Source organism: Alteromonas sp. ABH4_452 (assembly GCF_056311825.1).
Genome location: NZ_CM149973.1, coordinates 128,631 through 153,907, shown reverse-complemented (window position 1 = coordinate 153,907; position 25,277 = coordinate 128,631). Strand labels below are relative to the sequence as shown.

25 protein-coding genes are annotated in these 25,277 nt (G+C 44.3%); 9 read left to right on the top strand and 16 right to left on the bottom strand.

Going from position 1 to position 25,277, the window contains the following annotated elements; all coding sequences use genetic code 11:
* Position 1 precedes the first annotated feature (1 nt).
* From xerC to ACYX4N_RS00610, 7 genes are read right to left on the bottom strand one after another with little or no spacing between them, the layout of a single operon-like run.
* Positions 2–922: a tyrosine recombinase XerC gene (xerC, locus tag ACYX4N_RS00640; protein WP_476055269.1), complete on the bottom strand. Its 921-nt coding sequence runs from the start codon at positions 920–922 to the stop codon at positions 2–4.
* Positions 923–927: 5 nt separating this feature from the next.
* Entirely contained in the window at positions 928–1,623 is a 696-nt protein-coding gene (locus ACYX4N_RS00635; RefSeq protein WP_474857297.1) for a DUF484 family protein, read from the bottom strand.
* Positions 1,620–2,450 (bottom strand): diaminopimelate epimerase, encoded by an 831-nt coding sequence (gene dapF, locus ACYX4N_RS00630; protein WP_179982008.1) that lies wholly within the window; start codon positions 2,448–2,450, stop codon positions 1,620–1,622. Before dapF ends, ACYX4N_RS00635 begins: the two co-directional genes overlap by 4 nt.
* Positions 2,451–2,485: 35 nt before the next feature.
* Complete coding sequence (gene lysA, locus ACYX4N_RS00625; protein ID WP_474857298.1) at positions 2,486–3,736, bottom strand: diaminopimelate decarboxylase; 1,251 nt, start codon at positions 3,734–3,736, stop codon at positions 2,486–2,488.
* A complete protein-coding gene (gene lptM, locus ACYX4N_RS00620) occupies positions 3,736–3,933 on the bottom strand; it encodes an LPS translocon maturation chaperone LptM (RefSeq protein WP_474802905.1) in 198 nt (65 codons plus the stop codon). The genes lysA and lptM overlap by 1 nt, the downstream gene beginning before the upstream one ends.
* A 51-nt stretch (positions 3,934–3,984) precedes the next feature.
* Positions 3,985–5,052, bottom strand: a complete 1,068-nt coding sequence (locus ACYX4N_RS00615) for an MJ1255/VC2487 family glycosyltransferase (RefSeq protein WP_474857299.1) — start codon at positions 5,050–5,052, stop codon at positions 3,985–3,987.
* 1 nt (position 5,053) lies between these two features.
* Positions 5,054–5,566, bottom strand: coding sequence for a phosphatase PAP2 family protein (locus ACYX4N_RS00610; protein ID WP_474802902.1), 513 nt, complete (start codon positions 5,564–5,566; stop codon positions 5,054–5,056).
* 367 nt (positions 5,567–5,933) lie between these two features.
* On the opposite strand from ACYX4N_RS00610, the gene rraA reads away from it, so the two are divergent.
* Positions 5,934–6,419 (top strand): ribonuclease E activity regulator RraA, encoded by a 486-nt coding sequence (rraA, locus tag ACYX4N_RS00605; protein WP_179982013.1) that lies wholly within the window; start codon positions 5,934–5,936, stop codon positions 6,417–6,419.
* A gap of 164 nt (positions 6,420–6,583) precedes the next feature.
* Here the strand turns inward: rraA and ACYX4N_RS00600 are convergent, their stop codons facing one another.
* From ACYX4N_RS00600 to mpl, 3 genes are all read right to left on the bottom strand, one after another.
* The gene (locus ACYX4N_RS00600; RefSeq protein ID WP_476055267.1) at positions 6,584–7,393 is read right to left on the bottom strand and encodes a S1/P1 nuclease; all 810 of its coding nucleotides are present in this window, start codon (positions 7,391–7,393) and stop codon (positions 6,584–6,586) included.
* A 2-nt stretch (positions 7,394–7,395) separates the two neighbouring features.
* Positions 7,396–8,028, bottom strand: coding sequence for a flavin prenyltransferase UbiX (locus ACYX4N_RS00595; RefSeq protein ID WP_014947858.1), 633 nt, complete (start codon positions 8,026–8,028; stop codon positions 7,396–7,398).
* A gap of 65 nt (positions 8,029–8,093) precedes the next feature.
* Complete coding sequence (gene mpl / locus ACYX4N_RS00590) at positions 8,094–9,452, bottom strand: UDP-N-acetylmuramate:L-alanyl-gamma-D-glutamyl-meso-diaminopimelate ligase (RefSeq protein ID WP_474802896.1); 1,359 nt, start codon at positions 9,450–9,452, stop codon at positions 8,094–8,096.
* A gap of 308 nt (positions 9,453–9,760) precedes the next feature.
* On the opposite strand from mpl, the gene ACYX4N_RS00585 reads away from it, so the two are divergent.
* The 3 genes from ACYX4N_RS00585 (at position 9,761) to ACYX4N_RS00575 (ending at position 12,059) form a co-directional block, all read left to right on the top strand.
* Positions 9,761–10,735 (top strand): class 1 fructose-bisphosphatase, encoded by a 975-nt coding sequence (locus ACYX4N_RS00585; RefSeq protein ID WP_474802894.1) that lies wholly within the window; start codon positions 9,761–9,763, stop codon positions 10,733–10,735.
* A gap of 165 nt (positions 10,736–10,900) precedes the next feature.
* On the top strand, positions 10,901–11,431 hold the full coding sequence (gene ppa / locus ACYX4N_RS00580) for an inorganic diphosphatase (protein WP_014947861.1): 531 nt from the start codon (positions 10,901–10,903) through the stop codon (positions 11,429–11,431).
* 142 nt (positions 11,432–11,573) lie between these two features.
* Entirely contained in the window at positions 11,574–12,059 is a 486-nt protein-coding gene (locus tag ACYX4N_RS00575; protein WP_476055266.1) for a DUF3299 domain-containing protein, read from the top strand.
* A 19-nt stretch (positions 12,060–12,078) separates the two neighbouring features.
* On the opposite strand, the gene ACYX4N_RS00570 is transcribed toward ACYX4N_RS00575, so the two are convergent.
* The 3 genes from ACYX4N_RS00570 to ACYX4N_RS00560 all read right to left on the bottom strand — a co-directional run bounded on the left by ACYX4N_RS00570 (position 12,079) and on the right by ACYX4N_RS00560 (position 15,207).
* Entirely contained in the window at positions 12,079–12,777 is a 699-nt protein-coding gene (locus tag ACYX4N_RS00570) for a 2OG-Fe(II) oxygenase (RefSeq protein ID WP_476055265.1), read from the bottom strand.
* 22 nt (positions 12,778–12,799) lie between these two features.
* Positions 12,800–13,219 (bottom strand): acyl-CoA thioesterase, encoded by a 420-nt coding sequence (locus ACYX4N_RS00565; protein WP_476055264.1) that lies wholly within the window; start codon positions 13,217–13,219, stop codon positions 12,800–12,802.
* A 116-nt stretch (positions 13,220–13,335) separates the two neighbouring features.
* Entirely contained in the window at positions 13,336–15,207 is a 1,872-nt protein-coding gene (locus tag ACYX4N_RS00560; protein ID WP_476055263.1) for a winged helix-turn-helix domain-containing protein, read from the bottom strand.
* A gap of 326 nt (positions 15,208–15,533) precedes the next feature.
* Here ACYX4N_RS00560 and ACYX4N_RS00555 point away from each other — a divergent pair, with 326 nt between their 5' ends.
* Both ACYX4N_RS00555 and ACYX4N_RS00550 read left to right on the top strand, forming a co-directional pair.
* Positions 15,534–16,274, top strand: coding sequence for a hypothetical protein (locus ACYX4N_RS00555; protein WP_474802882.1), 741 nt, complete (start codon positions 15,534–15,536; stop codon positions 16,272–16,274).
* A 122-nt stretch (positions 16,275–16,396) separates the two neighbouring features.
* On the top strand, positions 16,397–17,899 hold the full coding sequence (locus ACYX4N_RS00550; protein WP_476055262.1) for an Hsp70 family protein: 1,503 nt from the start codon (positions 16,397–16,399) through the stop codon (positions 17,897–17,899).
* Positions 17,900–17,963: 64 nt separating this feature from the next.
* On the opposite strand, the gene ACYX4N_RS00545 is transcribed toward ACYX4N_RS00550, so the two are convergent.
* Both ACYX4N_RS00545 and uvrA read right to left on the bottom strand, forming a co-directional pair.
* Positions 17,964–18,131, bottom strand: coding sequence for a hypothetical protein (locus tag ACYX4N_RS00545; RefSeq protein ID WP_474802878.1), 168 nt, complete (start codon positions 18,129–18,131; stop codon positions 17,964–17,966).
* Between the two features lie 204 nt (positions 18,132–18,335).
* Positions 18,336–21,167, bottom strand: a complete 2,832-nt coding sequence (gene uvrA, locus ACYX4N_RS00540) for an excinuclease ABC subunit UvrA (protein WP_476055261.1) — start codon at positions 21,165–21,167, stop codon at positions 18,336–18,338.
* A gap of 380 nt (positions 21,168–21,547) precedes the next feature.
* Between uvrA and ACYX4N_RS00535 the strand changes: the two genes are divergently transcribed.
* Together ACYX4N_RS00535 and ACYX4N_RS00530 are read left to right on the top strand one after the other, a co-directional pair.
* Positions 21,548–22,885, top strand: coding sequence for an MFS transporter (locus tag ACYX4N_RS00535; RefSeq protein WP_476055260.1), 1,338 nt, complete (start codon positions 21,548–21,550; stop codon positions 22,883–22,885).
* A 68-nt stretch (positions 22,886–22,953) separates the two neighbouring features.
* Positions 22,954–23,538 (top strand): HAD family hydrolase, encoded by a 585-nt coding sequence (locus ACYX4N_RS00530; RefSeq protein ID WP_476055259.1) that lies wholly within the window; start codon positions 22,954–22,956, stop codon positions 23,536–23,538.
* Between the two features lie 53 nt (positions 23,539–23,591).
* Here ACYX4N_RS00530 and ACYX4N_RS00525 read toward each other — a convergent pair whose 3' ends face one another.
* Positions 23,592–24,200: a hypothetical protein gene (locus ACYX4N_RS00525; RefSeq protein ID WP_474802869.1), complete on the bottom strand. Its 609-nt coding sequence runs from the start codon at positions 24,198–24,200 to the stop codon at positions 23,592–23,594.
* A 210-nt stretch (positions 24,201–24,410) separates the two neighbouring features.
* Between ACYX4N_RS00525 and ACYX4N_RS00520 the strand changes: the two genes are divergently transcribed.
* Positions 24,411–25,274, top strand: coding sequence for an alpha/beta hydrolase family protein (locus ACYX4N_RS00520; protein WP_476055258.1), 864 nt, complete (start codon positions 24,411–24,413; stop codon positions 25,272–25,274).
* The last annotated feature ends 3 nt before the right edge of the window (positions 25,275–25,277 follow it).

The following is a 25,277-nucleotide window of genomic DNA, read 5'->3' as shown; positions in this document are numbered from 1 at the left end:
TTTATTTTTTATGCGCCCGCGGATGAGCGGCATCATAGACATTGGCGAGATGCTGGAAGTCTAAATGGGTATAAACTTGTGTTGTCGACAAGTTAGCGTGCCCTAACAATTCTTGAACCGCACGTAAATCGCCACTGGATTCTAATACGTGAGTAGCGAAAGAATGGCGCAGTTTGTGAGGGCTTACTTTCTGCGATAAGGACTGTTCTTTCGCCATTTTATCTAAACGATTTGCAACCTGCCTGTTCGATATTCGGGTTTTGCGTTTACTCACAAAAACCGCACTTTCATACGGGGAAGCGTAAGCTGGCCGAACTTTTAACCAGGCATTAAGGGCTTTTTGCGCATGTCGGCCTAATGGGAGTATCCGTTGCTTACTTCCTTTACCCATGACCTTCACCGTACCGTCTTTTAGACAGTCGGCTAAATTAAGCCCGGTAAGTTCGCTTAAGCGTAGGCCACAGCCATATAGCAGTTCAAACATGGCTACATCTCTTAACTGCATGCCTTCATCATCGTCACTGCTCTGAGGCGACGCATTAAGTAACTGCTGCATCTCATCTACGCTAAGCTGCTTAGGTAATGGCTTTCCCTGTTTAGGAGCTTGAATGCCCTCAACAGGGTTGCTGAATAGCTGCTGGTGGTCAATAAGGTATTGGCAGAATGTTCTTAGTGCCGATAGTCTAAGTGCGATACTTCGGGGGCTATGCCCAGACATTTTGGCATCAGCCATAACACGCTTAATATCGCTTGGCGTGAGCCCAGACCATTCGTAAAGCCCAAGTAGCTTTGCCACTTCAGTTAGCTGGCGCTGATAATTTTTGATGGTGTGTAGGGATAAACCACGCTCTACCTGCAAATGAAGTAGAAATTTATCGAGCCATTGCTGGCACTGTTCGCTGATTAAGGCGTCTGTAGACACTACACCTAATATCCCATCATTTCAGGCAAGATAATATTTAGAACTTGCTGAAGCTGTTGTAGCAAAAGCGTATCCATATCCGGCGTAAAATGACTGGCATCGCTGCTGCTAATGCCCAAAATGCCCAATTCGCGGTTATCACCAAGCAGCATTAACGCTACAGATTCTGCAGGGCTTTCGCCGAACAGAAGTTGACGTTCGTGCTGTGACAAACGACCAAAGAAGAAGTTGGTATTTTTAAAGCGCTTTTCCGTAAACAGGCGTTGTTGTAGTTCAGGAATAGCGTGAGGGCCTTTAAAGCTTTTTATCACCGCAGAAGACAACTGCAAACGCTCTTGTAGTACATCTTCTAAGGTAAACTGTACTTCAGCTACGCTTTCACAGCGTAGTAGCTGTACGTTTAAATCGGTATAAACGCGATATATTTTTTCGTTTTGCTTAGCGATGGTAACCAGCTGATTCAGCTTAAAATTTAGCTGCCTGACTTTTTGTCTAAGCTGTTCACTTTGAATTTCAACAAGCGAAACACTGCCTTTGTGCTCATGAGGAAGCTTAATTTTTTCAAGAAGGTCGGCATGCTCGGCAAAGAACTCAGGGTTTTGTAATAAGAACGCGCGCACATCAGCACTCGACAATTCCGTTGTGTCGTTAAATGGCTCAATTAATTGCGTGGCGTTAGATTGCCCTGATACTTCGCTCATAAATTTATATGTCCGTCATATACGTGTTCGGCAGGCCCTGTCATTTTTAACACGTTATCTGGGCCAGGCCAGCGTATACGTAAGCTGCCTCCGGGCAAGTCTACCCGTACGTCTTTACTTAATTTACCCTGTATTTGACCAATTGCAACTGCTGCACATGCACCGCTGCCGCAGGCCAAGGTTTCACCCGAACCACGCTCAAATACACGAAGCTTAATGTGTGACTCGTTAATTATCTGCATGAAGCCAACGTTTACGCCTTCAGGAAAGCGCTCGTGTTTCTCAACAAGCGGTCCAATTTCGGCAACGTTAGCCGTATTCACATCGTCTACTTCCATAACGCAATGAGGGTTGCCCATTGACGCCGAGCCAATAAACAAGGTGCGTTCGCCCACACGCAAAATATACGTGTTCTCTTGCTTGTTGGCTGTAAGCGGAATGTTCGCAGGTTCAAACTCAGGCTTGCCCATGTTCACGGTAACCTGACCATCTTTTTCTAGATAAAGCACCATCTTTCCTGCTTTGGTACTTACCACTATCTTGTTGCGGTTAATAAGGCCTTTTTGCTTAACAAAGCGAGCAAAACAACGGGCGCCATTGCCGCATTGTTCTACTTCGGAGCCGTCTGCATTGAAGATGCGATAGTGGAAATCTTGTTCAGGGTCGTATGGCGGTTCTACCATCAACAGCTGGTCGAAGCCAATACCGAAGTTTCGGTTAGCTAATTGCTGAATTTTTTCTTTAGAGAAAAAGACGTTTTGAGTAACGTTATCAATAACCATGAAATCGTTACCCAAACCGTGCATTTTAGAAAATTGAACCTGCATTAAACGCGCATCTATCTTGTTAGTTTGTCTCTAGTTTACGGAAGTTTATACTCACCTTGCCAGAGATCTTTTTGTTTTTCTCGTTCGCGAACCACAATTGCTTTGTCGCCGTCTACCATAATTTCCGCTGGTCGACAGCGGCTATTGTAGTTCGACGCCATTACAAAACCATAGGCGCCAGCACTTCGAACCGCAAGTAAGTCGGTTGGTTCAATAGCTAATTCTCGATCTTTTCCTATAAAGTCACCGGTTTCGCACACAGGCCCTACAACGTCATAGGTGCGAGGCGTTGCCGTGGTTTCTTCTTTCACAGGAATAATATTTTGCCATGCAGAGTAAAGCGCAGGGCGCAATAAATCGTTCATAGCAGCATCGACAATGGCGAAACTCTTCTCTTCACCTTCTTTGATAAATTCAACTTCAGTGACCAGAATACCCGCGTTAGCCGCAATAGCTCGACCAGGTTCAAGGATAAGCTTAAGGTTTTCGCGGCCTACCATCTTTTCAGCCATGGCTTGTGCGTAGGCTTTAGGATGAGGCGGTTGCTCGTCGTTGTAAGTTACGCCAAGACCACCACCTACATCTAAATGCTCAATAATAATGTTGCGCTCGGCTAGTTCGTCAATAAGCAAAAGTAAGCGCTCTAATGCATCAACAAAAGGTCCAATTTCGGTAAGCTGTGAGCCTATGTGACAGTCCATACCAACCACATTCAGATGAGGAAGCGATGCAGCCAGCTCATAAGTAGCCAACGCGCGTTCACGTGCAATACCAAATTTATTCGCCTTCAAACCCGTAGAGATGTAAGGGTGAGTTTTAGCATCCACATCAGGGTTTATGCGCAGTGAAATAGGGGCTTTTACACCCATTTCGCCGGCTACTTGGTTAATGCGGTGAAGCTCTGGCTCTGACTCTACGTTAAAACACATGATGCCTTGTTCTAACGCATAGCGAATCTCGTCGTGTTTTTTGCCTACGCCTGAAAATACCACTTTGCTTGCGTCACCACCGGCTTCAATAACACGGGCTAGTTCACCCGCTGAAACGATGTCAAAGCCTGATCCTAACTTCGCTAAAACATTCAACACACCAATGTTTGAGTTAGCTTTTACTGCATAACACACAAGGTGAGGGTGTTCACCGATAGCATCGTTAAACGCATGCCAATGGCGCTCTAACGTAGCGCGTGAGTAAATATAAACCGGCGTTCCGTGCTGGGCTGCAATATCAGAAACAGCCACTTGTTCAGCGTGAAGCTGACCTTGGCTGTAGGCGAAAAAATCCACTAGTTCAGCTCTCCAGAAGTAGTTGCGGGGGATGGGGTATTGGCGCTAGACGAAGCATCGACTCCTGTATTTTCAGAAGACGTTGGTTCAGTAGAGGTGTTTTGTGCAGGCGCGTCAGGAATATAAAGCGCCCCTTTATAACCACAGCCACACAATGCTGTGAGTGTTAGCAAGAAAACAACTGACTTTTTAAGCACGAAAAATCCCGCAAAGAATACGACAAATGCCGCTATCATCGCATTGCGGTGTTAAATTGCAAGAGCCAATAAACGTTCTTGTGTTTTATCGCCGTATTGAACGTTTTTCCAAAGGGCGTCACACAGGCTCTGTGTATCAGAAAAGTCTTTGTTTTTGAGCCAATCGATTAGAACATTGGGGTTATCAGGAAAAGCGATAGCTTCATTTTCAGGCGCTTCAAGCCACTCTTCTACTATGTCGGTGTCGAGTTGAAATAGCGTTTGACACAAATCCAATTGACTAAGAGTAAGCACATTCGATAACTGCTCAAATTGACCATGCAAGGGCTTAATGAGCAGTTTCTTTCCTAATTGAAGGGCTTCGCTAGACAGCTCAAAGCCTCCGTTAGCAATTACGCCACTGGCATGCTGCAGGGCTTTTTGAAAATGTTTTTTAGAGGTTGGATGCCAGTGGATATGGCCCATCTCTCTCGCTTCGTCGATATTCGGATGGAAACATTCGAATACTTGGTCGCTTAGCGGTTCAAGCATTTGGTGAATATCTTCAATATCTTCGAAAGGTAGGTAAACCAGTACATGACCATTACCGGAAGACACAACGGGTTTTTCCGAAACGAACGGCGGGATAATAGGCTGATTAAAATGATACCAGTGTACACCTAGTTGAAGTTCGGTAGGTGCGAATAGCTTCATTATCAAACTATCAAAAATGGTATTGCCACTTTTAGGCACGTTGTAGGTAAATGCCGCTTGATGGCTGATAGAAATAGAAGGTAGCCCCTGTTTCTTTGCAGCCCAGGCCGTTACGGGCTCAAAGTCGTTTACCAGCAAATCGTAACCACTGGTATCGAATGCCTTGATGTCTTTGTTTAACTGACGAAGGTTGGCGTCTTTAACGGTAGACCATTTGTCTACGCGCCCGCTTTTCGTAATAAAGCTTAACCCTTTGTATGTTCGGTATGTACCAAACACTTCCATATCAAAATATTTGTCAGGGGCGCGACCAGAAAAAACAAAGTCAACGCTAACATCGTCTCGCTCGGCCAATGCTGCCGCCATAATTCGTGCTCGAGCAATATGCCCATTTCCGGTGCCTTGCACACCATACAATAATTTCATGCTACCCCAGAATTGAAATACTTAGTGTCGCGATTGTTACGCCTAGTAGAGAGCCTGCGACCACATCAGAAGGATAATGTACACCTAACAGTACCCGTGACAGCCCTATGAGTGCTGCCCAACTGTAAGCAAGTAAGGCAAATGGCGGGTAATAGTGCGCAATGATACACGCCATTAGTGTTGCCGCAGCAGTATGGCCTGAGGGTAGAGAAAACTTATCAGAAGGCGTGACATGTGCTGTTAAATTCATTAGAAAATCGCAAGGGCGAGGGCGCTTGAACATTTTCTTAAGCAGCACATAGATGGGTAATTCCAGCGCATATGCCATCAGCGCTGTGTAAAGGAAAAGCTCACCGTGCTCTGGCTCAAATGCCCAAAGCAGCATACCGATCACAAAGTATAAGTAGCCGTCACCTGTTTTCGACAACCAAACAATACTTCTACAGTCTCTTTTTTGCGTCAGTTTGTAGAGGCGATAAAATAAGTCAGTGTCGTACTTGGTCAAGGATTTCATCAACATCGCCTTGTCCCCTATCGGTTAATTACTGCACAGGCTAAAGTGTGTCTGTGACCAGTGGGTGACGGAAAAAAGAAACTTTTTTGACATCTAACGCGGTTCCTAATTTTTGTCATTTACCCATTTCACTCACGGGGAAAGTGGTTATTAAATAAATTTTTTAGCAAAAAAATTTCAGCTAAATGCCTAAAGCAAAATGCGTGCTCAAAAAAGACTGTTCTGCGCTGAATTACTGCTTTTTTAACAAAACATAAAAATTTGATGAAACGCGCTAAATCAACCATTTGCATCATCAGAATAAATGCTATGCTAGGTCTAACGAGCATAGAGCTTCAACGCTTCTCAATTTTAGTAAGGCAAAATAATGGAATACAACACATCTGAATTATGCGACTTGTTTGCTGACAGCGTAGACGTAGTAGATCCGATTTTCGCAAGCTTTGGTGGCCGTTATTCTTTTGGTGGTGAGATTACCACCGTAAAATGCTTTGAAGACCGAGGTCTTATCGACCGTGTGCTTGCCCAGCCTGGTGCAGGTAAAGTACTACTGATAGATGGCGGGGGCTCAAGCCGTCGCGCGTTGTTTGATGCATCATCTGCTCAAGTCGCTATTGATAACGATTGGGAAGGGGTTGTGATTTACGGTAGCGTGCGTGAAGTTGATAGCCTTGCTGAATTGGATATTGGCGTATTAGCCGTAGCAGCCATTCCAGTAAATGCCGAATGTGAAAGCATTGGCGAAGTTGACGTACCGGTTAACTTTGGCGGCGTTACGTTTTTACCTGAAGACCACCTATATGCAGATAGCACAGGCGTTATTCTTTCTCCTGAACCGCTAGATTTAGATTAGAGCTAAACAGTAAACAAAAGCTAGCTGCTTTAAGAATACATAAAAAAACGGAGGCGTAAGGCCTCCGTTTGTGTTTTTGATACACGCAGGGTTTCCGATAGCGCCAATAAGACGAGTTGATAAGCCCTGAGATAACGTCGAATTGACGTCGGTGGTACTTAAAACTATTTATTCGCTTCTTCAAACACTTGGTTTAAATACATGGCAATGCGAATGCCGGCCATCTGCAAACGTTTTTTAGCAGTAGGCAAATGATCGTATAGGTAGTCGTAGCTCATGTTATTGGCGTCATCTGGGTAAATGGTATCGCGAATAGCGGTACTTTCCTCAATCCATACCATAGGGTCGGTCGTAGCCCAACTGCGAATGTCTTCTGAGGTAATGGTTTGTGTAAGCCATTCAGTCCACTCAGAATACGACAATTTGCGCTGCTCTAGCATCTGCGAATCCCATACGCGGTGTAAATTAGAATCTTGCCAGAAGAAGCGTACTTTTACATCGTTTCCACCGCGGTCGGTGCCGTTGCCAGCGTGCAGTGGTTGATGGAGATCGCCTATGATATGCACAATAAACTGAAGGGCTAGACGCTTTTCTTCAATGCTGGCCGTGTCGCTTTTTAAGGTTTCAGTAAATTGATTTAATGCCGTAACAGCATCACCTTGCTTTGGTGCACCAACTTCTTCGTAGGTCTTTCCTTCAGGTACAGAAACATAGTGCCAAGGGCTAGCGGTTTTTTGCCAAAATTCGCTGGGGTCAGAACGCATTTCATCGGCATGGGTCGAGGCCTCAGCCAACGAACCATGTGGCAACAGCTCCATAAGTGCAGCCTGCGATAGAGGGCTAAGATACTGCTGGGCAATAGCGCCTGTTACTCTGTGGCCTGTTTGTCCCCAGCCGAAAGCGGGTGATGCAATACACAATGTAAATAGTGTGCTCAGCGCAACAGCGCAAATCTTGTTTGCAAACGCGAACATGATTAATCCTCTGAATGTTTTGAAGACTGATAGCCCCATCTTGCGACAAGAGACTGCTCAATACCTAGGTGGTCTAGTATGCGCGCCACAACAAAATCCACTAAGTCGTCAATTGTCTTGGGGTTGTGATAAAAGCCTGGCGCAGCGGGCATTATAGTGGCCCCCATTTGTGAAAGTTTAAGCATATTTTCTAAATGAATAGATGAAAGAGGCATTTCACGTGGAACTAAAATAAGTTGTCCCCGCTCCTTTAACACGACATCGGCGGCGCGCTCAATAAGGTTGTCGCTTGCGCCAATACTAATGGCAGAAAGCGTACCTGTAGAGCATGGGCATACCACCATTTTAGCTGGGGCGGCTGAACCTGAAGCAACTGGGGAAAACCATTCTTCTTTACCAAATACTTTGATTTGATCAGGTTTAGCATTGCAGTGTTCCGCAAAAAAAGCCGCTGCGTCTTCGGGGCGGCCCGGTATTTTTACGTTCTCTTCAGTAGCAAATACCACCTTGGCCGCTGAAGAGATAAGTACGTAAACTTGATAGTCTGCATTAACCAACGATTTCAGCAGTGTTAGAGCGTAAGGTGCGCCAGATGCCCCTGTAATAGCAAGCGTAACTTGCTTATCGTGTTTCATGATTTAGCCTCTGTTGATAACAAGCCTTGTGGCTTGTCCATCGAATATAACGTTATTCTAATTTTTTACAGTTTGGACTTCATTTTTAAAGCGTCGAGAATACGGCCGTGAATGCCTTCGAAACCGCCGTTACTCATTACAAGAATATGATCGCCCGATTGTGCTACGTTGCAAACGTCTTGAACGATCTTCTCTACATCTCTGAAACAGTGAGTAGGCGCATTACTGTGCGCTACCGAATCGACTAAAGACCAGTCCATGCCTTCAGGTTCATAAAGGTAAACCTCATCGGCTTTTTGCCATGAATTAGCCAGTGTATCTTTGTGTACGCCCATTTTCATGGTGTTCGAGCGCGGCTCTAGCACGGCTAATATACGTGCATTACCTACCTTTTTGCGCAGTCCATCAAGTGTAGTCGCTATAGCGGTAGGGTGGTGCGCAAAGTCATCGTAAAGCGTGACGCCGTCGACTTCGCCCTTAACTTCCATGCGGCGCTTAACGTTTTTAAAAAATGATAGTGCTGCTATAGCATCGGGTAAGGTAACGCCTGCATGATGGGCAGCGGCTATTGCCATAAGAGCGTTGTCTACATTGTGCTGACCCACAAGTGACCAAGTTACGGTTCCGGCTATAACCCCGTTATGTAATACATTAAATTCACTGCCGTCTTTCTTTAGCAGTTCAGCATGCCATTCTTTGCCTAAAGACTGACGTGACGACCAGCACCCTTTTTTGAGCATATCTTCAATAGCGGGCGTGCCGTTTGGCGTAAGAATAAGCCCATTTTCCGGCACCATGCGAACCAAATGGTGAAACTGGGTTTGTATAGCTGCAAGGTCTGCGAAAATATCGGCGTGATCAAACTCAAGGTTGTTGATAACCAATGTTTTCGGGCGATAGTGTACAAACTTAGAACGTTTATCGAAAAATGCGCTGTCGTATTCATCGGCTTCTATAACAAAAAAAGGGCTTTCACCCACGCGGGCCGATACGCCAAAGTTCTCAGGAACGCCGCCAATCAAATAACCAGGATTAAGACCAGCGTGTTCTAAAATCCACGCCACCATACTGCTGGTGGTCGTTTTACCGTGGGTACCAGATAGACCAATGACCCAACGATCTTTGAGTAGATTATCAAGCAGCCATTGCGGGCCGCTGGTGTAAGGTAAATTGCGATTTAATACGTACTCTACCGCCGGGTTGCCACGCGACATGGCGTTACCAATCACTACCATATCTGGTACTGGATCAAATTGGCTTTCGCTATAGCCTTGTGTAAGCTCGATGCCTAGTGCTTCAAGCTGAGTGCTCATTGGGGGATAAACGTTCTTATCTGAGCCTGTAACCTTGTGGCCTAGTGATTTGGCAATGGCGGCGATGCCACCCATAAAACTTCCACAAATGCCTAAAATATGTACATGCATAGCGCATTCTCGGTGATTTATTATGTTATTGGCGTACTGTATCAGAACCCTACGACCGATAGATAATTCAATTTTCATCGATTCATAATGGTCGCCAGCCTTTGTTTAGAACAAATATTTGAATATTCGCAGCTTTCAAACTGGTATGGTGTGTGAATGACTTTTTGAAGGTGTGTTCCACTTAACTAAGAACACGGTTACAATCTAACCACAGGCTTAAAACCTGTGTGTGCTTCAGATAAACGCCGGTAAGGAAAGCTGAGCGACTGCAAGTACAACACCCTACACATAAAAAAGGCTTACATTCAATGAAACGTTTAAATTCCCAATTGCAACAAGACGGTGCACCGCTTGAGTTAATACTGCTCATTCGTACACTGCTAGCGGGCTGTAAAGAAATTTCTTTCCGCGTGAGTCAAGGCGCACTTGCTGGCGTGCTTGGTTCAACTCTTTCAGAAAACGTACAGGGCGAAACGCAGAAAAAGCTCGACGTTATCTCAAACCACATTCTAAAGGATACGCTAAGGGAGTCTGGTTACGTTAAAGCCATCTCGTCTGAAGAAGAAGACGATGTTGTTCCGTGCAATCCGGAAGGTAACTATCTAGTGAGCTTCGACCCGCTAGATGGCTCGTCAAACACTGAAATTAATAGCCTAATTGGTACTATTTTCTCTATCACCCATGCACCGCAGTGGATGAAGCCAGATGATCCGTCTGCGTTCTTGCAGCCAGGCACACAAATGGTTGCAGCAGGTTATGTGCTTTATGGCCCGTCTACGATGCTGGCGCTAACTACAGGTCGCGGTACGCACATCTATACCCTTGATAAAACTCACGGTGGCTTCCTACTGACTCACCCGAATATTCAAGTGCCTGAAGAAACCTCTGAGTTCTCAATTAACGCGTCGAACCAGCGTCATTGGGAACCGGCAATGCAGGCATATGTTGCTGACCTGCTAGCAGGTAAAGAAGGTCCTCGTGGCAAAGACTTTAACATGCGCTGGGTAGCGGCTATGGTGGGTGATATTCATCGTTTACTTTGTCGTGGTGGCATCTTTATGTACCCGTTTGATAACAGAGACCCGTCTAAGCCAGGCAAATTGCGTTTGCTTTACGAAGCAAACCCAATGGCATTTTTGATGGAGCAGGCCGGTGGTAAAGCTGAAACGGGCGCAGGCCGAATTCTAGAAGTAATGCCTGAAGAAATTCACCAGCGCGTACCTTGCATTATCGGCTCGAAAGACGAAGTTGATATGTGCTTAAGCTACAACGACAAAGCGTAGTAGCGAAAAAATGGCCCTGAAGGGCCATTTTTTATTAAAAAGCAGCAAAATTTAATGAAAAATAAAGAGATTAGTACGACATGGGTCGTAAAGCGTTTTTATTTTGCTGTTGTCACCGTATACTTACGACCAAAATTTTTAATACATTACTGAAAGGACCTAAGAATGAGCTTGAGTGCTATTTCTGCTGGTAAAAATGTACCAGATGAAGTGAACGTAATCATTGAGATTCCAGCACACGCTGACCCAGTGAAGTACGAAGTAGATAAAGATACAGGTGCGCTTTTTGTTGACCGTTTCATGGCAACTTGCATGCACTATCCAACTAACTATGGTTACGTGAACAACACCCTGTCTGAAGACGGTGACCCAGTTGACGTTCTAGTAATGACTCCGTTCCCACTACTTGCAGGTTCTGTCATTAAGTGTCGTCCAGTTGGCGTACTAAACATGACTGACGAGTCTGGTAAAGACGCAAAAGTACTAGCGGTACCAGTAGACAAGCTTTCTACTATTTACCGTGACGTTAAAGAAATTGCAGACGTACCTCCGCTTCTTCTTAAGCAAATCGAGCACTTCTTCGAGCACTATAAAGATCTTGAAGAAGGCAAATGGGTGAAAATTGACGGTTGGGCAGACGCTGCAGCTGCAAAAGAAGAAATTACCGCAAGCATCGCGCGTTTCGAAGCAGAATAATTCACGCTGCTTTAAATTGATGATACAAAGGGCTGGTGTAATACCAGCCCTTTTTGTATGTGGTCTAAAAGTGAATATTGAAAACGAAAAGCAAAAGCCTATACAAAAAAAGCTAACAAAATACTCAACGATAGAGAGCAGTATGATCCACCATAAATTATCCATGACCTCATTATTCGCTGTAGTAATGATGGTTGTAACCTTCAACGCTCTGGCAGATGAAGCTCCGGTAGAGGTATATTGGGAAGACCTAGTGCCTGAAGGCTTTAATGAACTTGCGCCACCATCAGTTCAACACAATGGTGAAATGAGTCAGCTTCAGCCTGATGCACCAGTAATCGATACCTTTGACGGTAAACGCGTAAAAATTCCGGGCTTTGTTGTGCCGTTAGAAGGTACCGCTGAGCTCACCACCGAGTTCCTACTCGTTCCGTATTTTGGAGCCTGTATTCACGTACCACCACCACCGTCTAATCAAATTGTGTACGTAAAATTTGAAGAAGGTGTGCGCATTGACAATATTTACGACGCGATTTGGGTGACTGGTGAACTGTCGACAGATGGTTGGAAAGGCGATATTGCGTCTGTAGGTTACCGTTTGGCCGGCGAAGCAGTTGAAGGGTTTTAGGGATAGCTAGCCGAAAAGGCTAGCCCTGCGTATAAATCTGTTCAGCGCGGTTAAACAGAAGCCAAGACGTTAAAATGTACTTGTCGTTACTTTTTGGAATTTGGCCGCGGTGCGTGTGAGTGAAATAGGCAGGCGCAATCACCATTCTGCCTGCTTTGGGCTTGACCGCACGGTTTTGATAGTAAAATTCTGTTTCGCCGCCTTCGTCCACATCATTTAAGTAGTACATAAACAGCAGCACGCGGTGCAGCGCATCGTTATGTTGAAGCTGCGGGTACACTTCTGAGTGCCAGTAGGGGTAGCCACCGTTACCTGCGGTGTATCGCTGCGCATTAACATCGCCTACTCGGAATAGGTAGTTAACCAGGTTGGCTAAATTTGGCTTACCCACTTCTTCAAAGTTTTCCCCAGTAACTTTTACCGGTTCGCCGGTTTTGGGGTGGCGTACGGTTAGGCCAATAGGCCCAACAAGCGCAAAATAGTACTTTTCAATATAGGCAACTAGTTGCTTTCCGGTATGCTGCATCACTTGCTGAAATAAGTCTTTAAATTCCGGGCTTCGGCTTATGGACACATCCATGCTGCGCTTTTTATCTAAATCTACACCACCGCCAGTGCGGCCTTGACTCAAATTAGGGCTGCTTTCAAAGCGCGCCATAAGCTGCGAGCACAGCTCAGGTGGTAATACATCGTCAATAACTTCAATTAAATCGCTCATGGATACCTCTTGCTGCGCTTTATTACTTAGTGGGTAGTTCTTTAAAGTGTGACTGTAGCTCTGACTTCACATTATCTGGGATAGGCGCAGAGCGCTGCGTTTTGTAGTCAAAATGCACCATGGTAGTCACGCCAGTTGAGCATAACTTGTCGTCTTGCCAAAGCTCCTGAAACACGTCGAATGCACTGTTTCCCAATCGACTAATGTAAGTTTTAACCGTTACAGGTTTGCCATAAAAAATTTGAGCTAAAAAGTCGACCTTGTAGCTGGCTAAAATTAGCGGCCAGTTTTGTAAGTCTAGATCAGGCGTAAACATTCTGAAAATGGGCTCTCTGGCTGCTTCAAACCACGCAACTAGTGCCGTATTACTAACATGTTGTAAGGCATCGGTTTCGCAAAAACGCACGTCAAAAGAAGTGATAAGTGGTGCTGTATTACTCATAATTATTTGTAGGATTGTTATAAGTTTGGTTTCCACTCTAGCACTATGGAGTGTACTTTTCAGTATTGAAAAATCATGTATGTTCTTTATGAAAGCTTTCTCATAACTAAGAAGCGTCACAATCCTAACTTAATTATTGATGTATTCACGCCCGATTGCGCCGCATATAGGATGTCGCCTTTATATCCAATTACGCGTTTTAGCAACGCTCTAGATTGTAGTGTAGCCACTTTAAGGTTAGTTGAGAGGTCAACGATGTGAGTTACTTCTCCCTCGCTATACCAGTGGTGAAGCTTTCCTTTATATTCAAAGATACGTTTTTGCATTGTTGGTGTAGCGACGAATTCCCTCTTTTCATTCCTGATTGTATTTGAAACTTTGTCTACGTACATGCAACCTTGTTGTGCCGAAAATATACGCTCGCCTTGAGACGCGATCTTATTGAAAGTACCAAGTGATTTTGCAAATGAATAAATTCCGCTAGACGCTTCTAATATCATGCAATTACCGTTAGAAATGATATCAATAACATCAAGGTCAGCAACTTCAAAGAGTTCTTTATCTTGTAACTTCCAAACCCCAGACGCACCAGCCAAATATATATCATTTTCGAAGAATGCTAAGTGTCTGAAAGATTTTTCGGTTTCAACATATTGTAGTTTTGATACGTCACCGTTTTTTCTTTGCTCAATAACATAGCCAAAGTGAGTGAGGCCCATAATGGAAAGTGTATCGTCTGTATACGTGAAATCTCGAACCCCGTCTTCTAAATGAAATTCGTGTTTCTGAGAATAGCTCGTAATGAATTCTTTAGATGCATTTCCGAGAGTAAGATGAAGGCTACCATTGAAGTAAAGAGGATCTGCGATTTTTACTGCTTGTGATGCAAGAAGTAAAGATGGCTCAATACTTTGCTCAAGAACGTTATCTTCCAGTCTTAATTGGAAAAGTTCATTATGGTTACCTGTATAAAAAAGTGAGTCCTCGGACAATGCAATTGAATATGGGGTTGCAGCATATTCGAAGATAGTTTTTTGCTGCCTATCTTTTAAGTAAATGAGCTTTGTTTGCTTTAAGTGATCTTCCCTAAGAGAAAATAATCCCTGACGGTAAGCCTTAATGAATCCATCAATGTAAAAAGGCAAATTTGCGGGAAGTCCAATAACATCTTCTTGTGTTTCTAATCGCCTTGTTTTCAGGTCGTAAATAAAAGGCTTTATTGAGTCGCTTTTATTAAGGTTAAAAGTTATCCAAAATTTATTTTCATCTATCCAATCAAAAGAAGGAAAGGCGTTTTGCCGATTGCAAGGTATTACGTCAATCAGGTTTTCAATAGGTCTCTCATATATATTGATCTTACATTTACCATCTTCTACGACATGAAGAACTGTTTTGCCCCCGTTGCTAATTTCTAGACCTCTAAAGGCTCCGGGATAATTTGCGTGTCGGATCACGGTTTTTTGGCGATTACGGGTTTTGAAAATAGAGGACGTGTTTTTATCTCTTGTAGTTACAAAGTAAGTTTCGCCAAAATTATCGTAATCTACAATGTACTCGTCAGATGAAAAAACAGTTTGCTTAGTAAGCGCCTGATTAGTTGATAAAGAGTTAAGGCGCTTATATTCGTGGATGAGAAAGGCACAGAGCGAGCATATCACGAAACAAAATAAGGCAAAGAAGATCTGCTTTTGAGAAATAGGGCGCTTCTGGGGATGCTCAATGTCGAGAAGTTCGAAGTCAAGTTGGTAACCCCTGCCTCTCAAATTTTTAAAGTTATCTTTAGCACAGAACTTTTTTCTTAAATCACTGATGAGACGTCTAACGGAGTTATGAGTAACAACTCTTTGTTCCCATACTTCGGCTTCTAAAGTCTGTGTACTCACGAAGCCATTATCTGAATTAAAGAAGGCGTTCAGTGCTGCCTGTTCATGAAAGGAAAATACAATTTTACATCCATTTTTTGTGGCATGACTTAAATCATCGGCCACCCTAAATCCATTTATTAAATACATTTACTACATTCTTACTGGAGAAAAGCGACTTTTCTCAATATCACCGTCAAAAATATCGCTCAAATGATGAGCGTGTAAGCTACTGATAACTATTTAATTTCACACTTTATCACAGAAGTTCACAACAATTAACTACGAAACTACCTTTAAACCTCAGATATTAGGTCCCGCCACTAACATTAAAAAATAAGTGTGTGCTTTAGCGGTTAGAAAAGACTTAAAAAGTTGATAAATAGAAACATCAAAAAGAAGTGGTCAACAACTTCAAAACTACGTCTTTTGCTCAAAATGAAAATTAGAACATGGAAACTTGGAAAATGAAAAAAGTTGGTATAGGAGCTGTTGCAGCAGCATTCGTATTAAGTGGCTGTGCAACAGTTAACAACGCTTCAATTGAGAAAAACAAAAGTATTGAGTTATACAGAGTTTTTGACATCAAAACTAATGCTGATAGATATGTGGTAACAGAGGCTGCCAGCGATGGGTTAGGTGCTAATGTTTCCTCAGCAGACGAGCGCAACCCTATCGTAATGGGAGATCTGCCAGAGAAGCCTGGAAGATTTAAACCTGTAGATGGAACTTCGGCCTTTGGCAACGCAAATGGAATGATGAGTTTGGCATTGAAAATGAATTCATCTATTGGTAATGCTCTCAAAACTGCTTCATGTGAAGGGGCTGTTTGGACAGCAACTGCTCAAAAGAATGCTGACAATGCATTCAACATGTCTTTCAACCTATGTCTATGGAAGTATCAAGGTGGTTACGCACTTGATGTTTACGCCAACTATACTAAAAAAGAGGGCGGTGGTTTTCTTGGTGTGACTGGCCTAGCACGGGAGGCGGCATATGCAATTGCAGGTACGCCTGAAGAGTGGGCCGAAAAAACAGTGTTAGATGTTGTTAGAAAAATAAAACAAGTATCGCAAGCTGAAATTAAATATGTGGAAGGCTACCCTAGACTGAACTCTGCTCCTTGGCAGGACTCTGGAGAAATATTTAATAACGAAGGTTATTTATCGCCAGCTCCTATTGCTCCAAACTAATTACAAAATATTCATCTAAGAAGGGGCGTTCGCCCCTTTTTCTTTTCTTGTTAGTCCTCATAGTGTGACCTCTAAAGGCTTTTGCACTACAATCCGCATCTAACTTTTTGAGCGAACATACTATGACTGCGATTGGGATTGACTACGGTACATCAAATTCTGAGGTTGTGTATTTTGATGGAGCGGCCCATCAGCACATCAAACTTGACCCGCTAGATAAGAAAGGCAACAAAATCCGTTCTTCGGTGTTCATCTATTTTGAGGATGAACTGCCACCGCCTCCTGATGCTATGGTTGAGGCGAAAGTTGCGCAGTTACAGCGAGTGATCAGCGAACAGATAGATAAAGCCAAAGACGGCTATTATTCGGCAAAAGACCCGAAAGAGCAGGCGATGTATAGCAGCCGAATTGACTCGCTGCGTGGTGACCTTCATAACAAGCCCGCCCTTCAACGCAAAGCGATTCAGCAGTTAATGCACGCTATGTCGCTAGACGAGATTCCTTTGCTGCGTTTAGTAGAGCACGGCAAGTTTGCATTTGGTGAAGAAGGGTTTAGACGCTTTCTTAAAATGCCGGACAAAGGCCGACTTATCTATTCACCTAAGAACTTTTTAGGCGCATCGCTAGATGGCGATCAAAAACAGGCGTTCATCGGTATTATTGCCAAGCAGCTAGCTTACTTTAAACAGTGTGCCGAGCAGCAGTTAGGCAAGGTGGTAAACAATGCCGTTATCGGCAGACCCGTGAAATTTCACGGCACCCGTGGTGAAGAAGGGAACGCTCAGGCCATTCAAATTATGACTGAAGCGGCGACTAAAGCAGGGTTTTCTGGGGTTAATTTCCTAGATGAGCCTATAGCGGCGGCGTATAAAATTGAGCAAACATTACCAAAAGATACCACCACGCTGATTGTAGATATTGGTGGGGGAACAACGGATATTTGCTGTATTAAGCTTTCGCCGGAACGTTCCAATCAGCTTGACCGTAAAGACGATGTGCTAGCGGTAACAGGCCGACGTTTAGGCGGTATGGATTGTGATAAAAGCTTAGTTCTTAAAGGCATAGCGCCTGAAATGGGTATGGGCCTTAAAATGATGAACGGGCTTCCTGTTCCGCCTACCTATTTTTCTGATATGTGCGCAGTTGACAACATTCCAGCGCTTACGCGCTTTTTCTCTGATGACTACGGGTTAGATATTTCTCAAACCATGTCTGTAATTAAAGAGCCGGCCCAATTAGAGCGTTTGCTTATCGTGCAAGAGAACAAGTTGTCTGCTCGAGTCGTAAACTCAGCTCGATTAGCCAAAGAACTACTTTCGAGCAAGCAAAACATTACGCTGCCGCTGCACTATATTGAAGACGACTTTGATGTAGAGATCTCACAGGATTCACTTAAAAAGGCGTTAAAACCTTGGCTAGATAAAGTGAAAGCACTAGTGGTGGAATGTTTGGAAAACAGCAGTGAAAAACCAGAGGTGGTAATGATAACGGGTGGTATGAGTTTATCGCCTATTGTCGTTGATGCACTCTATGAAAAACTGCTTACGGGGCTGCCTCGATTAGAAAACGATGCATTCAACTCGGTGTGCGAAGGATTAGCAATTCAAGCGGCTAAGCACGCTTAATATCGTCTATAATTAAACACTAAGCCTTAGCGTAGTTACGCCTACTACGCTAAGGCTTTTTTGATCAGTGCTTAAGAATATTGTGTTCTTTCAAAAAAACTGCGATGGCTTCTGGCGACTCGAAAGCATTTAACAGCATTTCTTGTGCGCGCGCTTTCACATCGTTATCTTCAGATGATGAAAGTAAGTGGTACCAAGTCTTAACTAAGGCTAGTGGTGGCGTTTGAGTCATTGGGTTTCGCTCCAGCAATTCTTACTGCAAAATTCACATAAATCATCGTAACGTATGATTTGCCAAAACAAGCTCTGACCAGCATGAAAAAACGTGTAAATAAACGTCAATGCGCACTTTTTACAAGCTGCCGTGTAAATTACACAGCAGCTTACAAAAGAGAAGGCATGCGCTCAACGCCTACGAATTTACATCTAAACCGGCTCAAGCTTGCGTGAGCATGGGTTTCAGAAAACGACCTGTATGTGAAACTTCTTGTTGTGCCACATGCTCAGGAGTTCCTTCTGCAATAATCTGGCCACCTCCGGATCCGCCTTCCGGTCCGAGGTCAACAATCCAGTCTGCGGTTTTAATTACATCCAGGTTGTGCTCAATAACCACAACGGTATTACCGTGATCGCGCAGTCGGTGGAGTACGGTTAACAACTGCTTAATATCGTGGAAGTGCAAACCTGTAGTCGGCTCATCCAAGATGTAAAGGGTCTGCCCAGTGTCTCTTTTTGACAACTCTTTCGCCAATTTTACTCGTTGCGCTTCACCACCAGATAACGTAGTAGCGGCTTGGCCAAGTCGGATATAAGACAAACCCACATCCATCAGCGTCTGCAATTTACGTGAAATAGCCGGTATAGCATCGAAGAACTGACGGGCATCTTCCACGGTCATTTCTAACACTTCGTGAATGTTCTTATCTTTGTACTTTATCTCTAAGGTTTCACGGTTATAGCGTTTGCCCTGACATACGTCACAAGGCACGTACACGTCTGGCAAAAAGTGCATTTCCACTTTGATTACGCCGTCACCCTGACATGCCTCACAGCGACCGCCTTTTACGTTAAAGCTAAAGCGGCCGGGCTTGTAACCTCGTGAACGCGACTCTTGTGTTCCGGCAAACATTTCACGAATAGGTGTGAAAATACCAGCGTAAGTCGCCGGGTTAGAGCGCGGTGTTCTGCCGATAGGGCTTTGATCAATATCGACCACTTTGTCGAGTTGATCTAATCCGGTCATCGACTTATGCGGTGCCGGTTCAGAAGTGGTCGCCTTGTTCAGCTCGCGCTGGGCAATTTTGTAGAAGGTATCGTTAATCAGCGTTGATTTACCCGAGCCAGATACGCCGGTTACACAGGTCATTACGCCGGTAGGTATACGCAAATCAACAGATTTTAAGTTGTTGCCTGTAGCGCCTAAAAGTTCTAACCACTTGTCGTCTTTCACCGGTGTGCGTGTTGCAGGGATTTCAATCTTCTCTCTACCAGATAAGTATTTTCCGGTAAGTGAGTCTTCACTGCTTGTTATATCTTCAAGTGAACCTTCGGCAATAATTTCACCGCCGTGTACACCAGCACCCGGGCCAATATCCACAATGTAATCGGCTTCGCGGATTGCATCTTCGTCGTGCTCTACAACCAACACCGTGTTGCCTAGGTCGCGCAAACGCGTAAGTGTGCCGAGTAATCGTTCGTTATCTCGCTGATGAAGACCGATAGACGGTTCATCGAGTACGTACATTACGCCAACGAGGCCTGCGCCAATTTGACTTGCTAGTCGAATACGTTGGGCTTCACCACCGGATAAGGTGTCGGCACTGCGCGACATAGAAAGATAATTTAGGCCTACATTCACCAAAAAGCTTAAGCGGTCCATGATTTCTTTCAAAATCTTTTCGGCTATCTGCGCTCGCTGGCCTTCAAGGTTGAGTGTCTCGAAAAAGCCGTAAGCATCAGCAATCGACATCTCGGCAATGGCTGGCAGATTAGTATCTTGGATAAACACATTGCGTGCTTCAACACGTAAACGCGTGCCGTTGCAGCTACTGCAGTGCTGCTGGCTTAAATATTTTGCTAGCTCTTCGCGCACCGAGTTCGACTCGGTTTCACGGTAGCGGCGTTCCATATTAGGGATAATACCCTCAAATGGATGCTTACGCTCCATCACGTCGCCACGCTCGTTTATATATTTAAACGACAGCGACTTGCCTTTTGAACCATACAGCACAATGTCTTGGTGCTTTTTATCGAGTTCTTCAAATGGCACGGTAAGGCTAAACTTATAATGGTCTGCTACTGCCTGCAGCATTTGGAAATAGTAGTAACTACGCTTATCCCATCCGCGAATAGCTCCGCCGGACAGGCTCAATTCGGTATTGCCGACAACGCGTGCTGGGTCAAAAAACTGTCTTGTACCTAGCCCGTCACAAGTTGGGCAGGCACCCGCTGGGTTATTAAATGAAAACAGACGTGGTTCAAGTTCACTAATGCTGTAGCCACAGTGAGGACAGGCAAAGTTAGCAGAAAACACTATTTCTTCTGCGTCTTTGTCGTCCATATCAGCCACTACCGCGTTACCACCAGCAAGGCTTAGCGCTGTCTCAAATGATTCTGATAAACGCAGTGCCATATCGTCACGCACTTTAAAGCGGTCAACCACAACTTCAATGGTGTGCTTCTTGTGCAAATCCAGTGGCGGAGGATCGGATAAGTCGCAAACCTCACCGTCGATACGCGCGCGAATAAAGCCTTGTGCAGAGAGGTTTTGCAGTGTCTTAACGTGCTCACCTTTGCGCTCTTTAACGATGGGCGCGAGCAGCATCAGCTTACTGCCTTCTGGCATGGCTAACACTCTATCTACCATTTGACTAACCGTTTGTGCGTCCAGGGGCACATCGTGCTCAGGGCAACGTGGTGTGCCTACGCGGGCAAACATCAAACGTAGGTAGTCGTAAATCTCTGTGATTGTACCCACGGTGGAGCGCGGGTTATGCGATGTTGATTTCTGTTCAATGGATATTGCTGGTGATAAACCCTCAATATGATCAACATCAGGTTTTTCCATCATAGATAGAAACTGACGGGCATACGCAGACAAAGATTCAACGTAACGACGCTGACCTTCTGCATATAGCGTGTCAAATGCAAGAGACGATTTACCCGAGCCAGAAAGGCCGGTTATCACCACCAGTTTGTCTCGTGGCAGTGTTAAATCGATGTTTTTCAAGTTGTGGGTGCGAGCACCGCGAATTTCGATTTTATCCATTGAAGCCTAAATGAGAGAAAAAGAATCAGTATGCCATAGGTGTCAAGTAAAGTGATATGACATTCAAGTTATACTGTGAGTGGAGTAAGCAGATCACCTTGCAGGCGCAAGCTTACGATTAGAACTAACGAAACTACATTGCAAAGTGGTGATTTTATCCCCACTTTTAAACCCCTGTTTGAAAAAAGAGTGGCGCGAAAAGGCTAAATCAACCTCGCGAGTTGAAGAAAATGCCAATTGTATTAATCGAATTTAAGGTAAGTGGGTGTAAGTGCAATTTATGCTACACTTCGCGACCTTATTCTTGATGCTGCAGAAACAAGTGTTCTCTGCGCGCTTTTATGTTTTTTTGATTTTATTTATTGAGGGAAACAGACGCTTTGAACGCTTTGGAATTACGCGCCGCGCTTGCACTCGCCTCCGTTTACGTATTACGCATGATGGGGTTGTTCATGGTTATGCCTGTATTGGCTGTGGCCGCGATGGACTACCCGGATTACTCACCGCTATTGGTGGGGCTTGCCGTGGGTGGATATGGCCTAACCCAGGCTGCGCTGCAAATTCCTATGGGCATGATGTCTGACAAATGGGGGCGTAAACCCGTTATTTTGCTGGGGCTTGCTGTATTTGCTTTAGGAAGCTTTGTGGCAGCCAACGCCGACAGCATGGCTATGATGATTGTTGGGCGTATTCTTCAAGGCGCTGGGGCTATTGCAGGTGCGATAATGGCGCTTGCTACCGATGTCAGCCGAGAAAGTCAGCGTGCTAAAGTGCTAGCTATTATAGGTATTGCTATTGGCTTTTCATTTTATTTAGCCGTTATTTTAGGGCCACTTATTGCGAACAGCTACGGGCTTGCGGGCGTGTTTGGCGTTACAGGTATTCTGGCCATTTTATGTATGCCATTGGTCAAGTGGGTGGTGCCTAACGGTGTGCAACTTAGTAGTGGCGATACACTTCCGCAAAAAGATCAGCTAAAGCGCTTAATCTTCTCTTCACAGTTGTGGCGTTTAAATGTCAGCGTAATGATTCTGCACATGCTGATTACGCTGCTGTTTGTCCAACTGCCCGTTACGCTACTGAACTTTGATATGACGCTAGATAGTCATTGGACGGTGTATCTACCCGTATTAGGTGCGTCAATTGTTGGTCTAATCATAATGATGGGCGCAGCAAGAGGCCGTACCCCAAAATCACTTCTTGTAACCGGTGTAGTACTTATGGGCGGCGCGTTTTTGGCGTTGAGTTTAGAAGACCATAGCTGGTGGTGGGTTACCGCAGCAGTGGTTCTTTTCTTTACCGGCTTTAATTATTTAGAAGCGAATTTTCCTGCATTGGTGTCGAGCATTGCTCCTGCCGGACAAAAAGGAACGGCCATGGGGCTTTACGCTAGTTTTCAGTTTTTTGGCGCGTTTTTAGGTGGTGTAATATCAGGTTTCGTTACCGATATTTGGTCGCAAGGACTAGCGTATGGCATCGGCGCTGCCAGTACTCTGCTTTGGCTTTTCATTATTTATGGCGTGAAGGAAGTGAGCCGAGTAAAGCGTGTGATGATGAACGCAGAGTTTGATAATTCAAAAGCCTCCGCAATCGAGTCAGAATTAATGTTGGTGCCAGGTGTGCTGGAAGTAACATTAAACGGTCAAAATAATGCGGTATATCTTAAGGTGGACCGTGACTTTGACGCGGTAAAAGCGCGAGACGTACTGTCAGCATAATGGAGGCAGTACGTTAAATACCAAGATAAGTTAGTATCCCCCAATCTTTTAAAAAGGAAGTGAGCACCATGATTGACCTAAGCCGTTATAAAGCTATTATTTTTGACATGGATGGCACCTTGGTCGATTCTATGGGGGCGCATATTGATGCCTGGCAGTTGACCTGCGACGCGTTCGACTACCCCTTTGACCCTGACTATCAACATAGTTTAGGTGGAGTTCCTACCTTCGAAACAGTGCATCTTATGAATGCTAAGTATGGCAAAAGCCATGATCCTGTGCAGGTTGCGTCATATAAAAAACAGGCCTTTGAAGGGCTAAATCATGTGCCAAGGCTTATTCAAGATACTCTGGATGTGTTTAATCACTATAAGGGAAGTATGCCCATTGCAGTGGGGACAGGCTCAGAAAGGCAACATGCACAATGGGTATTAAACGAACATGGTTTATTAGAACAATTATCTGCGCTGGTAACGGCAGATGATGTGACTAAAGGTAAACCTCACCCTGAAACCTTTGTGCGTGCGGCAGAATTAATGGGTGTAGAACCGCAGCATTGTGTGGTGTTTGAAGATACAGACATGGGTAGAAGAGCGGCCCTTGACGGCGGCATGGCGTGCTTTATGGTCGATAACAGGCGGCTTATCTATTAAATCTAATTCGCATAAGCTTTAAAGCTTAGCGCCTACTATTATAATTTTTCAGCTTATACTGCCTCTAGTTCACTTAGCGCATCGCCACAGTTATGTAAAAGTGACGACTTTATACGTTTGGTGGCATCTTCAATGGCGGTTTTCATAGCATCGATAGCAATTTGATTGCTCTTTTCTTCACTGACATTCACGCTCATGCTTTTGCCTCTAAAAACAGTAACGGGTGAATACTCCTCAGCATAGTCAGGTTTGTATCTAACATTAAGTACAACTGTAGCAACCAAATTACTTCCCAAGCTTTTTACGAAAGCGCGATTAAGCCCAACTTTCACGCTATTACTTGCATCAATGTCAGGGCTTACATTCATTTGCTCTAGGCTTTGCTGCAGCAGCGTATAAAGAGCATCTTCAGTGACGTTACTGCTCCCCACTAACAAATCTTTGCTGGATCGAGTATCGATAAGCTCCGCTAAATTAACCGGGCAAGCCTTCGCTTTAGACATTGTCAGTCGATAATCGGCCTTTTGCGACTCGGGTATTAGTGAAGAATCGAATTCGGATTGCGTAGACTCACAAGCAGCGAGCAAAAGTAGAGTGCAGCAGGCAACAAACATGCGTGCTGATGGCACAATGCGGGGTGAGAAAAATGCTCTATTTTTCATTATTTTAATTTTTCTTATGGAAAGCTTATGGCAGTAATATAGACTCAAGTATAAGAAAATTTGTAACGTGAATAAACCTAACAACTGTTGCAAACTGTTACAGTCTGTTTAGCGTAGCAGAGTATAAGATTTGTTCAGCTACGCAACTAACGATAACTTATAGGTTTATTATAAATTTCCCTACTTTCAATCAACACGGACAGTTCTTAAATGATGACCTTTAAAAACGCAGTAATCAGTGTACTTGCAAGTGTTTCATTAATAGGGTGTGCAATTAACGTTTCCCCTTCGGCCTTTTTTTATCAAGACACACAGCAAAAGCCTCTTGATACTACAAAGCTGCACGCTGCTATTCAAAAAGATAAAACTTCAGCGGGCATAACCCGTGTTGAAGTTAAAAATGAAGCCGGATTAACCCTAAGAGGTGTTGCCGTTTCATACCCTGACCCTATTGTTAACATTGTTTTCTTCGCGGACAATCGTATGCCGGTAAGTGAAAATAATAGTGTTATTCATAGACTGGGTAAGCTGCCTGCTAATATATTGTGGCTTGATTATCAGGGAGTAGGGGCTAGCGATAAAGCGAAGAGCCTAAGCATTAACGCTATCAAGCAAGACGCGTTAACTCAATTTGATTATGTCGAAAGTGCATTTGATGCTTCAATTCCCACTATTGTTCACGGGCGAGGCATAGGGAGTTATTTCGCAAGCTATGTTGCTGCTAATAGATCAATAGATGCTTTGGTATTAGACGGGGCTTTCAATAATATTTCAGACCTTATCGCCAACATGGTGCCAGGTTTTTCTAATTCATTTACTAATATGAAACTTCACGATGAAGTTCATAGCATGCAAATCGCGCCTATTCTTCGTCACTATGAAGGTCCACTGTGGTTAGTCGTCGGAGAGGAAGACAAGATAACGCCTTATCCTATCAGTCAGCAGTTATTAGAAGATGCATCTAGTAGTGAGAAATACATTTCCGTCATTCCTGGAGCTACACACAACGCAACGTTAAAAAGTGACTATGCCATTGAACAGTACAAACAATTTTTAGCGAGATTCACTCAATAAGCC

What these genes read in the sequence shown, in the direction of transcription:
- ACYX4N_RS00635 (WP_474857297.1), bottom strand. Translation starts at nt 1,623, where the DNA reads ATGAGCGAAGTATCAGGGCAATCTAACGCCACGCAATTAATTGAGCCA.
- dapF (WP_179982008.1), bottom strand. Translation starts at nt 2,450, where the DNA reads ATGCAGGTTCAATTTTCTAAAATGCACGGTTTGGGTAACGATTTCATG.
- ACYX4N_RS00615 (WP_474857299.1), bottom strand. Translation starts at nt 5,052, where the DNA reads ATGAAATTATTGTATGGTGTGCAAGGCACCGGAAATGGGCATATTGCT.
- ACYX4N_RS00610 (WP_474802902.1), bottom strand. Translation starts at nt 5,566, where the DNA reads ATGAAATCCTTGACCAAGTACGACACTGACTTATTTTATCGCCTCTAC.
- rraA (WP_179982013.1), top strand. Translation starts at nt 5,934, where the DNA reads ATGGAATACAACACATCTGAATTATGCGACTTGTTTGCTGACAGCGTA.
- ACYX4N_RS00600 (WP_476055267.1), bottom strand. Translation starts at nt 7,393, where the DNA reads ATGTTCGCGTTTGCAAACAAGATTTGCGCTGTTGCGCTGAGCACACTA.
- ACYX4N_RS00595 (WP_014947858.1), bottom strand. Translation starts at nt 8,028, where the DNA reads ATGAAACACGATAAGCAAGTTACGCTTGCTATTACAGGGGCATCTGGC.
- mpl (WP_474802896.1), bottom strand. Translation starts at nt 9,452, where the DNA reads ATGCATGTACATATTTTAGGCATTTGTGGAAGTTTTATGGGTGGCATC.
- ACYX4N_RS00585 (WP_474802894.1), top strand. Translation starts at nt 9,761, where the DNA reads ATGAAACGTTTAAATTCCCAATTGCAACAAGACGGTGCACCGCTTGAG.
- ppa (WP_014947861.1), top strand. Translation starts at nt 10,901, where the DNA reads ATGAGCTTGAGTGCTATTTCTGCTGGTAAAAATGTACCAGATGAAGTG.
- ACYX4N_RS00575 (WP_476055266.1), top strand. Translation starts at nt 11,574, where the DNA reads ATGATCCACCATAAATTATCCATGACCTCATTATTCGCTGTAGTAATG.
- ACYX4N_RS00570 (WP_476055265.1), bottom strand. Translation starts at nt 12,777, where the DNA reads ATGAGCGATTTAATTGAAGTTATTGACGATGTATTACCACCTGAGCTG.
- ACYX4N_RS00565 (WP_476055264.1), bottom strand. Translation starts at nt 13,219, where the DNA reads ATGAGTAATACAGCACCACTTATCACTTCTTTTGACGTGCGTTTTTGC.
- ACYX4N_RS00555 (WP_474802882.1), top strand. Translation starts at nt 15,534, where the DNA reads ATGGAAACTTGGAAAATGAAAAAAGTTGGTATAGGAGCTGTTGCAGCA.
- ACYX4N_RS00550 (WP_476055262.1), top strand. Translation starts at nt 16,397, where the DNA reads ATGACTGCGATTGGGATTGACTACGGTACATCAAATTCTGAGGTTGTG.
- ACYX4N_RS00545 (WP_474802878.1), bottom strand. Translation starts at nt 18,131, where the DNA reads ATGACTCAAACGCCACCACTAGCCTTAGTTAAGACTTGGTACCACTTA.
- uvrA (WP_476055261.1), bottom strand. Translation starts at nt 21,167, where the DNA reads ATGGATAAAATCGAAATTCGCGGTGCTCGCACCCACAACTTGAAAAAC.
- ACYX4N_RS00530 (WP_476055259.1), top strand. Translation starts at nt 22,954, where the DNA reads ATGATTGACCTAAGCCGTTATAAAGCTATTATTTTTGACATGGATGGC.
- ACYX4N_RS00525 (WP_474802869.1), bottom strand. Translation starts at nt 24,200, where the DNA reads ATGAAAAATAGAGCATTTTTCTCACCCCGCATTGTGCCATCAGCACGC.
- ACYX4N_RS00520 (WP_476055258.1), top strand. Translation starts at nt 24,411, where the DNA reads ATGATGACCTTTAAAAACGCAGTAATCAGTGTACTTGCAAGTGTTTCA.